At 69.2% G+C, this 13,033-nt stretch carries 12 protein-coding genes; 8 read left to right on the plus strand and 4 right to left on the minus strand.

Annotated features, from left to right (window positions below; genetic code table 11):
• Window positions 1-60: 60 nt before the first annotated feature.
• From ACSSVZ_RS11590 to ACSSVZ_RS11620, 7 genes are all read left to right on the plus strand, one after another.
• Window positions 61-207 (plus strand): hypothetical protein, encoded by a 147-nt coding sequence (locus ACSSVZ_RS11590; protein WP_453970129.1) that lies wholly within the window; start codon window positions 61-63, stop codon window positions 205-207.
• A gap of 145 nt (window positions 208-352) precedes the next feature.
• Window positions 353-1,621 carry a diaminopimelate decarboxylase gene (lysA, locus tag ACSSVZ_RS11595; RefSeq protein ID WP_453970131.1) on the plus strand — a complete coding sequence of 423 codons (1,269 nt, stop codon included), beginning with the start codon at window positions 353-355 and terminating at the stop codon, window positions 1,619-1,621.
• 197 nt (window positions 1,622-1,818) lie between these two features.
• On the plus strand, window positions 1,819-4,401 hold the full coding sequence (locus tag ACSSVZ_RS11600; RefSeq protein WP_453970133.1) for a TIGR02302 family protein: 2,583 nt from the start codon (window positions 1,819-1,821) through the stop codon (window positions 4,399-4,401).
• A 199-nt stretch (window positions 4,402-4,600) separates the two neighbouring features.
• Entirely contained in the window at window positions 4,601-5,260 is a 660-nt protein-coding gene (gene ftsE, locus ACSSVZ_RS11605; RefSeq protein WP_453961232.1) for a cell division ATP-binding protein FtsE, read from the plus strand.
• 4 nt (window positions 5,261-5,264) lie between these two features.
• Entirely contained in the window at window positions 5,265-6,266 is a 1,002-nt protein-coding gene (locus tag ACSSVZ_RS11610; protein WP_453970136.1) for a cell division protein FtsX, read from the plus strand.
• 93 nt (window positions 6,267-6,359) lie between these two features.
• On the plus strand, window positions 6,360-7,061 hold the full coding sequence (locus tag ACSSVZ_RS11615; RefSeq protein ID WP_453970138.1) for a YdcF family protein: 702 nt from the start codon (window positions 6,360-6,362) through the stop codon (window positions 7,059-7,061).
• Window positions 7,062-7,212: 151 nt separating this feature from the next.
• Complete coding sequence (locus tag ACSSVZ_RS11620) at window positions 7,213-7,977, plus strand: lysophospholipid acyltransferase family protein (protein ID WP_453970139.1); 765 nt, start codon at window positions 7,213-7,215, stop codon at window positions 7,975-7,977.
• A gap of 103 nt (window positions 7,978-8,080) precedes the next feature.
• Here the strand turns inward: ACSSVZ_RS11620 and ACSSVZ_RS11625 are convergent, their stop codons facing one another.
• Window positions 8,081-8,614 (minus strand): gamma-glutamylcyclotransferase, encoded by a 534-nt coding sequence (locus tag ACSSVZ_RS11625; RefSeq protein ID WP_453970141.1) that lies wholly within the window; start codon window positions 8,612-8,614, stop codon window positions 8,081-8,083.
• A 457-nt stretch (window positions 8,615-9,071) separates the two neighbouring features.
• Here ACSSVZ_RS11625 and ACSSVZ_RS11630 point away from each other — a divergent pair, with 457 nt between their 5' ends.
• Window positions 9,072-10,124: a DUF2125 domain-containing protein gene (locus ACSSVZ_RS11630; protein WP_453970143.1), complete on the plus strand. Its 1,053-nt coding sequence runs from the start codon at window positions 9,072-9,074 to the stop codon at window positions 10,122-10,124.
• Here the strand turns inward: ACSSVZ_RS11630 and ACSSVZ_RS11635 are convergent.
• Genes ACSSVZ_RS11635 through ACSSVZ_RS11645 form a run of 3 tightly spaced genes read right to left on the minus strand, consistent with a single transcriptional unit; the run spans window position 10,059 to window position 12,992 of the window.
• The gene (locus ACSSVZ_RS11635; RefSeq protein ID WP_453970144.1) at window positions 10,059-11,051 is read right to left on the minus strand and encodes a prephenate/arogenate dehydrogenase family protein; all 993 of its coding nucleotides are present in this window, start codon (window positions 11,049-11,051) and stop codon (window positions 10,059-10,061) included. The genes ACSSVZ_RS11630 and ACSSVZ_RS11635 overlap by 66 nt on opposite strands.
• The gene (hisC, locus tag ACSSVZ_RS11640) at window positions 11,044-12,177 is read right to left on the minus strand and encodes a histidinol-phosphate transaminase (protein ID WP_453970145.1); all 1,134 of its coding nucleotides are present in this window, start codon (window positions 12,175-12,177) and stop codon (window positions 11,044-11,046) included. Before hisC ends, ACSSVZ_RS11635 begins: the two co-directional genes overlap by 8 nt.
• On the minus strand, window positions 12,174-12,992 hold the full coding sequence (locus ACSSVZ_RS11645) for a chorismate mutase (protein WP_453970147.1): 819 nt from the start codon (window positions 12,990-12,992) through the stop codon (window positions 12,174-12,176). The genes hisC and ACSSVZ_RS11645 overlap by 4 nt, the downstream gene beginning before the upstream one ends.
• Between the last annotated feature and the right edge of the window lie 41 nt (window positions 12,993-13,033).

The raw sequence follows: 13,033 nt of genomic DNA on the forward strand, positions 1-13,033 counted from the left end.
GCGGGGAGATCGAGCGTGGTTCGAGCGGATCGGCGCGTGATTGTGGGAGCGGCTCTTGTGGTGAGCCTGGCGCTGGGTCTTTCGGCCTGCGGCAAACGGGCGGGCCCCTACGCGCCGCCGCCGCCGGATCCCGCCACTCATCCTCAGCCGGAGCTCGGCCCTGATGGCTCGCCGAAATTCCTGCTCGATCCGATCCTGAAGACGTAAGGCGATTTCCTTCCGTTCAGACCGGCCCGGTCGGGACCAATGCCGGGTCCCTGAGTTCGCATGATCGGTGCCGCGCGCGCGCAAGACGCGTTTTCGTAATCAGCCTGGGTCCGGCCGCTGCCGACCCCGATCCCGGAGCCCTCGGGTGCATCATTTCGACTACCGCGACGGTGTCCTCCACGCCGAGGACGTGTCCATTCCGGCGATCGCCGAGGCCGTCGGAACGCCCTTCTACGTCTACTCCACCGCGACCTTCACGCGGCACCTGACCGTTTTCACGGAGGCGATGGACGGACTGCCGGCGCTGGTCTGCTACGCCATGAAGGCGAACTCGAACCAGGCGATCCTGACCACCCTGGCGCGGCTCGGCGCGGGCATGGACGTGGTCTCCGAGGGCGAACTGCGCCGGGCGCTTGCCGCCGGCGTGCCGGGCGACAAGATCGTCTACTCCGGCGTCGGCAAGACCGACCGGGAGATCGCCGAGGCGCTTGCCGCCGGCATCCTATGCTTCAACGCCGAATCCCAGCCGGAACTCGCCCGGATTTCGGCGGTGGCGACCGAAATGGGCCTGGTGGCACCGGTGTCGCTGCGCATCAACCCGGACGTCGATCCGAAGACCCACAAGAAGATTTCCACCGGCCAGCGCGAAACCAAGTTCGGGATTCCTTATGACAAGGCCCGGGCGGCCTTTGCGGACGCCGCCCAACTGCCGGGGCTGAAGGTCGTGGGCATCGACATGCACATCGGCTCGCAGATCACGGCGCTGGAGCCGTTCGACCAGGCGTTCGACGTTCTCGGCACCCTGGTGGACCAGTTGCGCGCCGACGGGCACACGATCAGCCATGTCGACCTCGGCGGGGGTCTCGGCGTGCCCTATGACAGTACGCTGGAGGTTCCGCCGCGCCCCGAGGCCTATGCCGAGGTGATCCGCAAGCACGGCAACCGCTTCGGCTGCCAAATCATTCTGGAGCCGGGCCGGATGATCGCCGGCAACGCCGGGATCCTGGTGACCGAGGTGATCTATCGCAAGCGCGGCGAGGAGAAGGACTTTCTCATCGTCGACGCAGCCATGAACGACCTGATCCGCCCGACGCTCTACGACGCCCACCACGACATCCTGCCGGTGGACGAGACGGTCGCGGCGCGCAGGGCCGTGCGTACCGACGTGGTCGGTCCGGTCTGCGAGACGGGGGACTACCTGGCGCTCGACCGGATGCTGCCGGAGGCCGAACGCGGCGAGCTTCTGGCGGTGATGACGGCCGGCGCCTACGGCGCGGTGCAGGCCGGAACCTACAACACCAGGCGCCTCGTGCCGGAGGTGCTGGTCAACGGCGGGGCCTTCCACGTGGTCCGCCCACGGCCGACTTACGAAGAATTGATTGGGCTCGACAGCCTGCCGCCCTGGCTCGACTGACCCGCGAAAGCCCCCAAAAGGTACGGTTTCGCTGCAGAGAGCCGCATTCCGCGGCCTCGATGGCCATTGCCTTGCCTTCAAATCGCCAGTCGGCTCGGGTCTTTTTGGATGCGTGCCTTAAATGACCTCATGGCACGGGGCGTGCTAGCCTCATGCCGTGGGGATCGGTTTGCGTGGAGCGGCTGCATGGAGCGGGAATGACCAGAGGGTCCGGACCGGACGAGACGAGGGCGACGACCGCCGAACCGGCAACCGATCCGGTGGCGATGCGCGTCGACCGCCTCGTGCGCCGGGCGCGGCTGTCGCTGCTGTGGGAGCGGCTTTGGCCGGCGCTGGCGCTGCCGCTCTGCGTCGTCGGCCTGTTCCTGGCGCTCTCCTGGCTGGGCCTCTGGCTGTCCGCCCCCTACGGATTGCGCGTCGGCGCCCTGGCGGTGTTCGGCGTCGGGCTTCTCGCCTCCCTCGTGCCGCTGGCGCGGCTGCGCATCCCCGGTCGACGCGAAGCCATCCACCGCCTCGAGCTGCAGTCGGGCGTCCCGCACCGACCGCTGACCGCCTACGAGGACGATCCGGCGCTCGACACCACGGACCGTGGCACGCGCGCCCTCTGGACCGCCCATCGGGCCCGCATGGTGGGCGCGCTGGAGCAGGTGTCGGCGCGGCTTCCGTCGCCGAAGCTCTATCGGCGCGATCCCTACGCCCTGCGTGCGGTGGTCGGCATCCTGCTGTTCGTCGGCCTCGCCGCCGGCTCGGGCGAATACTGGTCGCGGATCCGCGCGGCGTTCGTCGTGCCGCCCGAGGCGACTACCGAACCGTCGCTGCGGCTCGACGCCTGGGTGTCGCCGCCGGCCTACACCGGCATGGCGCCGCTGTTCCTGACCGGCACGGCCCGTCCTCAAACCAACGAGATCTCAGTGCCGGCGGGCAGCGAGCTGGTGCTCCGCATCCAGGGCGCGCCGGACGTGACCGTCGACGTCGCGGCCGCCGGCGCGGTGCAGTCGGTCGAGACGGCGCCGGTCGGCGCCGCCGCGGAGGGGGATCCGAACGCCGCTGCCGACGGTCCGCGCGAGGCAACGGTGGCGCTGACCGAAAGCGCCCGGGTGGAGGTGAAGAGCGGCGGCAGCGTGATCGAAAGCTGGCCGTTCTCGGTGGTGGCCGACGCGGCGCCGACGATCCGCTTCACCGACGATCCGACCGCCACCACGCGCGGCGCGCTGGAGCTTCATTACGAGACCGGCGACGACTACGGCGTGAGCGAGGCGCGCGCCGAGTTCACGCTGGTGGAAAACCCGTCGTCGGTGGAAACCGCTGCCGCGCCCCGGCCGCTGATCGATCCGCCGGGCTTCCCGCTGGCGCTGCCGAGCCGCCGCGACGGCGCCGGTGCCGCGCGCACCCAGAAGGACCTGTCCGATCACCCGTGGGCGGGGGCGCTGGTGGAGGCGACGCTGGTTGCCACCGATGCGACCGGCCAGGAAGGACGCAGCGAGCCCAGGCGGTTCGTGCTGCCGGCGCGCAGCTTCTACCAGCCGGTTGCCCAGGCGCTGATCGAGCAGCGGCGTATCCTTGCCTACGACGCCAACGCGCAGCCGAACGTCATCGACGCCATTTCCTCCTTCATGCTCTACCCGCAGGCGATCTTTTCCAGCGACGGGCACTATCTGGCCGTCGACTCGCTCTATCGCGAGCTGGTGGCGGCCCGGGACGACGCGGCGCTGACGGAGGTCGTGGAATCGCTCTGGAACGTCGCCGTGATGATCGAGGACGGCGAGCTGTCCGATGCCCAGCGTGCCCTGAAGGCGGCCCAGGAGGCGCTGCGCCAGGCGTTGCAGAACGGCGCCTCGGACCAGGAGATCGCCCGGCTCACCCAGGAGCTGCGCGAGGCGATGAACCGCTACATGCGCGAGCTGGCCCAGCAGGCGATGCGCAATCCTCCGTCCGCCCAGCAGATGGATCCGAACGCGCAGATGCTGTCGCAGCAGGATCTCGACCGGATGCTGTCGCAGATCGAGGAGCTGGCGAAGTCCGGCGCGCGCGATCAGGCCGAGCAGCTGCTGTCGGAAATGCAGCGGATGATGGAGAACCTGCAGGCCGGTACGCCGCAGATGATGCCGCAGAGCGGCATGGGCGAGATGGAGCAGATGCTCGATCAGCTGGGCAAGATGATCCAGCGTCAGCAGGAACTGATGAACGAGACCCACCGCCTCGATCGCAACGGTCAGCCGGGCCAGCAGGGTCGGCGCCAGCCGGGAGGCGAAGGCGGCGAACAGAATGGCATGGGCCAGACCCCGCAGGAGCTCGCCGACCAGCTGCGCCGGCTGCAGGAGGGCCAGGGCCAGCTCGGCCAGCGCCTGCAGGAACTGATGGACCAGCTGGCCGACCAGGGCCTGCAGCCGAACGACCAGTTCGGCGAGGCGGGCGAGGCGATGGGCCGGGCGGAGAACCAGCTCGGCCAGGCGCGCCCGGGCGAGGCGCTGGGCGATCAGGGCGAAGCGCTCGACCGGCTGCGCCAGGGGGCCCAGTCGCTGGCCAACCAGATGGCCGGCAACGGCAACCAGCCGGGCGGCAATCAGCCCGGCCAGACGGCCCAGGGGCAGGAACGCGACCCGCTCGGACGCTTCCGGCGCAACGAGGGCTCGGACATGACCAGCCGGGTGCAGATCCCCGACGAGATCGACGTGCAGCGGGCGCGGCGCATCCTGGAGGAACTGCGCAACCGGCTCAGCGACCCGAGCCGGCCGATGATCGAGCTCGACTATCTGGAACGGCTGCTTCCCGGCAACTGAGGACCGTCGGCGGGGCCTCCTCCAGGCCCCGCGGAAGCGGGAGCGATGGGCGGCGCCTTGATTTGACGGCGCCCTGTCCACAGGATTGGCGCGCGATCGCGGCGTCTGATTCGATCCGTGTCAGCACTTCATTTTCGTTCAGGTCGGACCGGTCCGACAGGTCGGACCGATCCGGGCGACAAATGCTCCAGGAGCCGATGTGATCCGCTTCGAGAATGTCGGGCTGCGCTACGGGGTGGGACCGGAGGTCCTGAAGGACGTCAGCTTCCACATCCCGCCGCGCTCCTTCCAGTTTCTGACGGGACCTTCGGGCGCCGGCAAGACGTCGTTGATCCGGTTGATGTTTCTGTCACTGAAGCCGACCCGCGGCTTCATGAGCGCCTTCGGCAAGGACGTGACCCGCATCTCCTCCACGGAGTTGCCGGGCCTGCGCCGGCGGATCGGCGTGGTGTTCCAGGACTTCCGCCTGCTCGACCACCTGACCACCTTCGAGAACGTCGCGCTGCCGCTTCGCGTGGCCGGCAAGGAGGAGAGCGACTATCGCACCGACGTCGTCGAGCTGCTGCGCTGGGTCGGCCTCGGTCACCGGATGCACGCCTTTCCACCGGTTCTTTCGGGCGGCGAGAAGCAGCGTGCGGCGATCGCCCGGGCGCTGATCACCCAGCCGGAGATGCTGCTCGCCGACGAGCCCACCGGCAACGTCGATCCGCCGCTCGCCCGGCGGCTGCTGCGGCTGTTCCTCGAGCTCAACCGGCTCGGCACGTCGGTGGTCATCGCCACCCATGACATCGGGCTGATGGACCAGGTCGACGCGCGTCGGCTGATTCTGTTCGACGGACGGCTGGAGGTTTCCGAGTAGTCCGATGGTGCGCTTCTTCCGCCGCAGGACCCGGGACGAGGACGACGACGCGTTCGCCGATGCCGACGGACGCGACCCCAACGGCGGGACCATCGGGTTCGACAGCACCTCGGCCACCAGCCCCATCGTGCCGGCGCGCTCGGTGGCCGGACGGGCGCTGCTGTTCGTCATCGCCATCATGACCTTCCTGTCGTGTCTGACGGTCGGCGCGGTGACGCTGGTCAACGCGGCGGCGGGCGACTGGCAGTCCGACATCTCCCGCGAGATCACCATCCAGATCCGCCCGGTGGACGGGCAGGACATGCTGGCGAAGCTCGACGCCGCGGTGCGCATCGCCGAGGCGCAGCCGGGCGTCGATAGCGCCAGCGCGCTGTCGGTGGCCGATACCAACGCGCTGCTGGAGCCGTGGCTGGGGTCCGATCTCGATCTCGGCGAGCTGCCGGTGCCGCGCCTCGTGGTGGTCACCCTCGGTGATCCGGCGCTGCTCGACATCGCCGCCTTCCGGGCCGCGCTAACGGCCGAGGTGTCCACCGCGACCGTCGACGACCACTCGACCTGGTCGGGCCAGCTCGCCTCGGTGGCGCGCACGGTGGTGATCGGCGGCTTCTCCATCGTCGCGCTGATGCTGATCGCGTTGGCGCTGTCGATCGTCTTCGCCACCCGGGCGGCGATCGCATCCAACGTCCAGGTGATCGAGGTGCTGCATTTCGTCGGCGCCGAGAACGGCTTCGTCGCACGCGAATTTCAGAAGCATTTCCTGCTCAAAGGGCTGATCGGAGGGCTGCTGGGTGGCGGCTCCGCGGTGGCCGTGTTCGTCGCCATCGAGCTGGTGGCGGGCGGTGCGCGCGGAACCGCGTCGGTGGCGCAGGCGCAGGCACTGCTCGGACCGCTGACGATCGGACTTCCAGGATATATTGCCGCACTCGCGATCGTATTCGCAGTGGCGATCCTGACGGCGCTCACGTCACGCATCGCCGTCCACCGGCATCTCACCAATCTCGATTGAGCCGTTTCGCACGGCTCTCGCTGCAAGGTTGAAAGAAATGCCTTCCCAGTGCCGCATTCGAGGCTAATCTCTACTGCCATGACGGACCGGTTGATGGACAACGCCCCGCCGATGAGTGCGAAGGCCGAGCGGAGGAGCGGGAAAAGCCGCTCCGCGGGCTCGAGCGCACTGTCGCGTGCGGGCCTGTTCACGTTCAGCGTGCTCGGTGCGTTCATCGTCGCCGGCTTCCTGTGGTTCGCCGACCAGGTGTCCGCCGCCCGGCAGCCGGTCGACCCGCACGCCGACGGCATCGTCGTGCTGACCGGCGGATCCCAGCGCATCAACGGCGCCATCGCGCTCCTGGAAGAGGGCCGGGCCAATCGGCTGCTGATCACCGGGGTCAACCCGGCCACCACCGAAGGCCAGATCGCTTCGGCGATTTCCGCCCGCCGCGACATCTTCGACTGCTGCGTCGATATCGACCGCGAAGCCCTCGACACCATCGAGAACGCCCAGCAGACCCGCAACTGGGCCCTGCCGCGCGGCTTCGAGCGGCTGATCGTGGTGACCAGCGCCTATCACATGCCGCGCACGCTCGCCGAGCTGAAGCGCGAACTGCCGGACCGCCAGCTGATCCCCTTCCCGGTGGTCCACGAGGATCTCGAGCTGAACCACTGGTACCGCGACAGTGCTGCGATGAAGGTGATGGTGCGGGAATACGCCAAGTTCGCGCTGGCGCGCCTGCGCCTCAGCCTGGAAGAGAGCGAGCCGACCCGGGAGCTGATCCGGATGGCCGCCGTTCGCCGCGACCTCTGAGCGCGACGCGGGATCGCATCCGCCGGACTTTTCTTTTCCATCGTCCTCCTGCATGTGCATGTCTGACGTCGAGGGATGCGTGCCCGCCAGGGCGGCGCCCTGCGCGGCGGATGGATGATGTGGGCCGACCGCCGCCGGCTTCGGGCCCGCCATGGATCAGGTGTCGATGCTGCTTGCCCGCTCAATCGCCTTTCAGATCGCCTTCTTCCTGAACGTCGCGGTCATCACGGTCGCCTTCATCCCGTTGTTCGTCCTGCCGCGGCGGGCCGGTGTCGAGCCGATGAAGCTGTGGGCGCGCTCGTCGCTGTTCTGGCTCCGCGTCATCTGCGGAACCCGGATCGAGGTGCGCGGCCGCGAGCACATCCCGGCGCAAGGCGCACTGATCGCCTGCAAGCACCAGGCGGCATGGGAGACCTTCGCCCTGATGCCGCTGATGCCGGATCCGGCCTACATCCTCAAGCGGGAGCTGTTCTACCTGCCGCTCTGGGGCTGGTATGCACGCAAGTTCGGGATGATCGGGATCGACCGCAGCTCGGGTACCAAGGCGCTCTCGGAGATCGCGGAGAAGGGCCAGGCGGCGATCGATGCCGGCCGGCAGGTGATCATCTTTCCGGAGGGCACGCGCACCCGGCCGGGCGCCACGCCTGCCTACAAGAACGGCACGGCGCATCTCTACCATCGGCTGGCACGGCCGGTGGTCCCGGTGGCGCTGAACTCCGGCCTCTACTGGCCGCGCAACACCATCAAGCGCTATCCGGGGACGATCGTGGTGGAGTTCCTGCCGCCGATCCCGCCCGGCCTCGGCCTCAAGGCGTTCCGCAACCGGATGACCGAAGAGATAGAGACGGCCTCCGACCGGCTCTATCTGGAGGGGTGCCGCGAGCTCGGGTTCGCGCCGGCTGCTCGGGAGCCATGATCGGCGCAACGGATGTCGCCCAGGGGACGGACTGAAAGCCGGTTCGCGCATCACCGCGTCCCGCCCCGGTGCGCCTTGGCGGTCCTCGCACGTCCAGAAGGCCTCACGCGGGCGTCTTAAGCGCCTCCGACAGCCAGTGCAGCATGGCGTCGCGCATCCCGATGTCCTCCAGGTGGGCGACGGTGGCGTGGATGTATTCGGGATTTGGCCCCGACTGCCCCTTCGCATCGCGCACCACCTCCAGCAGCCGGTCGCGCGGCAGCAGCCCCGCATACTGGCGGTGGCTGCGGTCGACCACGTAGGTAAGTGCGTCGATCTCGCGGCCGCTGCCATCCTCGAGGCGCCCGCGCAGGACCTTCTCCAGATAGACCGCGGTGACCTGCTCGCGCTCGCGGAGATAGGCGATCGTCGGCTCCCGGTCCTCCGCCGCGACCCGGAACGCCCGGCCGAGGCAGGAGCCCCCGCGGTCGAGGCCAAGCACGAGGCCCGGATGCTCCGGCGTGCCGCGATGCACCCAGGAATAGACGCAGAGCCGCCGGTGGCGCCCCTTCAGCCGGGCCGGCGCCGCCTCGACGAACGGAAAACCCGGCCGCCACATGAGCGAGCCGTACCCGAATACCCACAGATCATCATTCATCGTCGTTCGGCCAAAAATCGTTCACAGAAATGGCGTCTGAGCCATGCAGCGGTTCCGCGGCGGTGAGATCGCTCCGGTGCGAGCGCGGCCGCCTTCGAAGCTCCTCTCGGAAAGATCGAATCGATCCAACCGGGAGAGGTCGCCCACCATATCGAATCCGGAACCCGTTCCTGTCCATCGGGTGTTTTCCGCGACCGGAACCACCGCCCGGGGGAGGGGCCCTCATCTGCCATCGTCGGCACCCGAAAGAAGCCGTTCGTCGCATGCGTCGTTCTGGCCGCCCCGGGCGTTCTCGACTTGGAGTATGGCGTAACTTATGGGATCGAGGTTCGGCATCCCGCCTGGACCGCAGCATGGGGTTGCGGCCCGCCTTGTCGGCGTTGGTCCGGGCGACCCGATTGCGGCGCGGTGCCCAGGGAAGGCCGAACGGATTTCCGTACGAAGCAGGAGCTCGACCGTGGCACGTGCCGATCAGACCGAACCGAGCAAGGCTCCGTCCCGCATGAAGCGGCGTATCCTGATCCTGGGATCGGTGCTCGTTGCCGTGGCGGTCGTCTGGTCGGTGTTCTGGTTCATCGCGGCCGCCTATGCCGAACGCGCCTTCCTGAAGGTGGTCGACGACGGGATCGAACAGGGCATCGCTCTCGACTGCGTCGATCGGCGCATCGACGGCTATCCCTTCCGCATCGAGCTGCGCTGCGGCGAAGGCACCAGCGTGACGATGCCTGACGGCGTGGTCACGCTGTCGAGCCTGACCGCCGTCGCGCTCATCTACAATCCTCGGCATGTCATTGCCGAATTCGGATCGCCTGCCGTGATCAGCGAAACGGCGTTCCCCGAAACCCGCGTCGAATGGTCTCTCGCCCACGCCAGCGTCGTGCTGGACGGCGACCAGATCGGCCGGCTCGCCCTGTCGATCAAGGAGCCGCGTGTCGCCTCGTTCGGGCTGCCGCCGGTCGCCGCGACCCTCGCCGAGCTGCATCTGCGCAGCGATCCGGCCGCCCCCGACGCGGTCGACATCGCGGTGCGGCTCGACGGTCTGGACGCCATGGCCGGCCAGCCGCCGGTGGATTTCCAGGCGATCGCCGTCCTTCGGAACGCCCAGACGCTCGTCGCCGCCATCCAGGGCGGGCCGATGATGATCGCGGCTGCCGGCGACGGGTTCCCGATCGACCTGAGGCGGCTGTCGCTGACGGCCGGCGATGCGGCCGTGTCGGCCGCCGGCGACCTTACGGTGCGACCCGACGGGGCACTCGACGGCGCGGTGAACGTCGCCGTCACCACGGGAGAGGGCCGTCTGCCCTATCTCGACGGGGTCCTGTCGCCGCAGGAGGCCGACACCCTGCGCAGCGTCATGCAGACGGTCCTGAACTTCGGCCAGAAGACCGAGATCGACGGCAAGCCGGCGCGGTCGTTTCCGCTGTCGATCGCGGCGGGTCGGGTGTCAGCGGGCCTGTTTCCGATCGGCCGCATTCCTCCGGTTCCCTTCGCCCTTCTCTTCGGCGGCTGATCCGTCCCGCGTGGCGGGGCGGCGGCCGAAGTCCGGCGCATCGACCTCCTGGCCGGCATCGATGATGCCGCGGCGGATGGCGCGCGTCCGGGTGAATGTGTCGAACAGCATGTCGCCCTCGCCCCACCGGATCGCGCGCTGGAGCGCGGAGAGATCCTCGGAGAAGCGGCCGAGGGCCTCGATGACGGCCTCCCGGTTGTGCAGGAAAACGTCGCGCCACATGGTCGGGTCGGAGGCGGCGAGACGCGTGAAGTCGCGAAAGCCGCCGGCGGAGAACTTGATCACTTCCGACTGGGTGACGTCTTCCAGATCGTCCGCCGTCCCGACAATGTTGTAGGCGATCAGGTGCGGCAGGTGGCTGGTGACGGCGAGCACCAGGTCATGGTGCTCGGGAGTCATCGTTTCCACGTTGGCGCCGAGCCCGGTCCAGAACGCCGACACCAGTTCGATGGCCCGACGGTCGGTCTCCTCGGTCGGCGTGACGATGCACCAGCGGTTCTCGAACAGTTCGGCGAAGCCCGCCGACGGCCCGGAATTCTCGGTGCCCGCGACCGGATGCGCGGCGACGAAACGGGACGGATACGGAAGCTTCGGCAGCATCTGGCGGATGACGCTCGCCTTCACCGAACCGGTGTCGGTGATCAGCGTCTCCGGGGTGACCACGGAGGCGAACTCCTCGGCGACGCTGCCTGCAGCGCCCACCGGAACGCAGGAGACGATCAGGTCTGCCCCGCGCGCGGCATCCGCCGCGCTCGCCGCGTAGCTGTCACCCAGGCCGAGACGCTCCGCCTCGGCCAGCGCGTCCGGGTTGGCGTCCGCGATGGCGATATGTCCGGCCAGGCCCTGCGCGCGCACCTTGCGGGCGATGGACGAGCCGATGAGGCCGATGCCGACGATGGCGACCCGGCCGAAGAGGGGATCAGCCATCGGCCGGCTGCCCCCCGGCCTGCGCCATGTACCGCGTGAGGGCCGCAACCGTCGCCTTGTTGGCGGTTTCCGTGCCGACCGACATGCGCAGCGCGTTCGGCAGCCCGTAGGGATCCAGACGGCGCAGCACGATGCCTTCGTCCAGCAGATACCGGTCGGCGGCGGCGGCGCTGATGCCGGGCCGGTCGGGGAAGTTGAGCAGCAGGAAGTTGCCCTGGCTCGGCGTCACCTCGATGCCGAGCCCGGTGAAGGCCTCGGTCAGCCACGGCAGCCACGTCGCGTTGTGGTCGACGGCCGCCTCCATGAAGGCGCGGTCACGGATCGCGGCGGACGCGGCGGCCAGCCCGGGGGCGTTGACGTTGAACGGCCCGCGGATGCGATTGAGCGCATCGACGATGTGGTCCGGTGCGTAGAGCCAGCCGACCCGCAGCGCGGCGAGGCCGTGGATCTTCGAGAAGGTCCGCGTCATCACGACGTTCTCGCTCGCCCCGGACAGCTCGATGCCCGCCTCGTAGTCGTTGCGGCGGACGTATTCGGCGTAGGCGGCGTCCAGGACCAACAGGACGTGCGGCGGCAGGCCGGCGTGGAGGCGGCGCACCTCCGACTGGGGCAGGTAGGTGCCGGTCGGGTTGTTGGGGTTGGCCAGGAAGACGACGCGGGTGCGCTCGGTGACCGCGGCCAGGATGCGGTCGACGTCGGCGGTTTTGTCCGTCTCCGGCACGACGACGGGCACGCCGCCGGAGGCCAGCGTCACGATGCGGTAGACTAGGAAGCCGTGCTCGGTGAAGATCGCCTCGTCGCCGGGACCGATGTAGGCGTGGGCGATCATGCCGAGGAGATCGTCGGAGCCGTTGCCGCAGACGATGCGGGCCGGGTTGAGGCCCATCGCCTCGCCGATCGCCTCGCGCAGTGCTGTGGAAGCGCCGTCAGGGTAAAGCTCCAGCGCCTTGCCGACAGACTGATAGGCCTCGATGGCCTTCGGGCTCGCGCCGAGCGGCGTCTCGTTGGAGGACAGCTTGTGGTACTCGCGCACCTTGCCGCCCTTGGACTTGCCGGGGACGTAGGCGTGGATTGCCAGAACGCCGGACCGCGGGACGGGGCGGGTTGCGGGCATGCCCTGACTCATGACTTGGGCTCCTTGTGGACCGTCATTGCGCCGAAACTGGCCGCCGTGACCAGCCCCGGATCGTATTGGCCGACCGCGGCGATCGCCGGCAGTGGCGCGTCGCCCGCCCGACGCCACTGGTCGAGAAGGACGTCGGCCGAAGCGGGGGTGGCGACGAGCGCGAAGGCGTCGGTGCCGTCGCGGGCGGTGGCGAGATAGTCGGCGTCGTCGAGGGCGGGCGGCGTCGCCGGGCCCTGCCAGCTGACGGCAAAGACGTTGGCGCTGCCGGCCGCCGGACCGACCTTGGCGCCGGCGATGAGCAGGCAGTCGGCGGTCTCGCCGGATGGCCGGGCGAACCGCGCCACCACGTGGACGCCATCGGCGGCAAGGCCGCGCCACCAGGGGCCCGATGCCGACAGCGGCACGAGGCCGAGATCGCTCTCGGCGCGCTGCAGCACGCGCACGGCCACCGCCGCATCGGCCGGCTCGGCCAGCGCCGGCACGAAGCCGAACCAGAAGCGCGCCAGGTCGCGCATGCCGCCGTCGGCACCGGAGAGGCCGACCACATGGACACGGAACGTGCGCTGCAGATCGCAGAAAGCTGAAATGACGCAGCGCCAGATGTGGGTGATGATCGCCGGCGGGAGCGGTCCGTGATGCGCCTCCAGGCGGCGCTGCAGGACGGTGCCTTCGCGGGCGGGCTGGATCACCACCGCGGACGGCGTCGGCCCCTTGGCGGCGACGATGTCCGTGACGGTCTGCGCCCGCTCCATCAGGAGGGCATGGATCTCGGCATCGATGGAATCGATGCGGCTCCTGAGCGATTCGAGCGTCACCGGGGCCGGAGCCGATGACCCCCGGGAGGCCGAGTTTGACA

It is taken from the genome of Amorphus sp. MBR-141, from assembly GCF_053628695.1.

Bases quoted from the DNA above. Each gene is read 5' to 3' on its own strand.
- ACSSVZ_RS11620 (WP_453970139.1), top strand. From the start codon at position 7,213: ATGGATCAGGTGTCGATGCTGCTTGCCCGCTCAATCGCCTTTCAGATC.
- ACSSVZ_RS11615 (WP_453970138.1), top strand. From the start codon at position 6,360: ATGGACAACGCCCCGCCGATGAGTGCGAAGGCCGAGCGGAGGAGCGGG.
- ACSSVZ_RS11600 (WP_453970133.1), top strand. From the start codon at position 1,819: ATGACCAGAGGGTCCGGACCGGACGAGACGAGGGCGACGACCGCCGAA.
- ACSSVZ_RS11625 (WP_453970141.1), bottom strand. From the start codon at position 8,614: ATGAATGATGATCTGTGGGTATTCGGGTACGGCTCGCTCATGTGGCGG.
- ACSSVZ_RS11610 (WP_453970136.1), top strand. From the start codon at position 5,265: ATGGTGCGCTTCTTCCGCCGCAGGACCCGGGACGAGGACGACGACGCG.
- hisC (WP_453970145.1), bottom strand. From the start codon at position 12,177: ATGAGTCAGGGCATGCCCGCAACCCGCCCCGTCCCGCGGTCCGGCGTT.
- ACSSVZ_RS11635 (WP_453970144.1), bottom strand. From the start codon at position 11,051: ATGGCTGATCCCCTCTTCGGCCGGGTCGCCATCGTCGGCATCGGCCTC.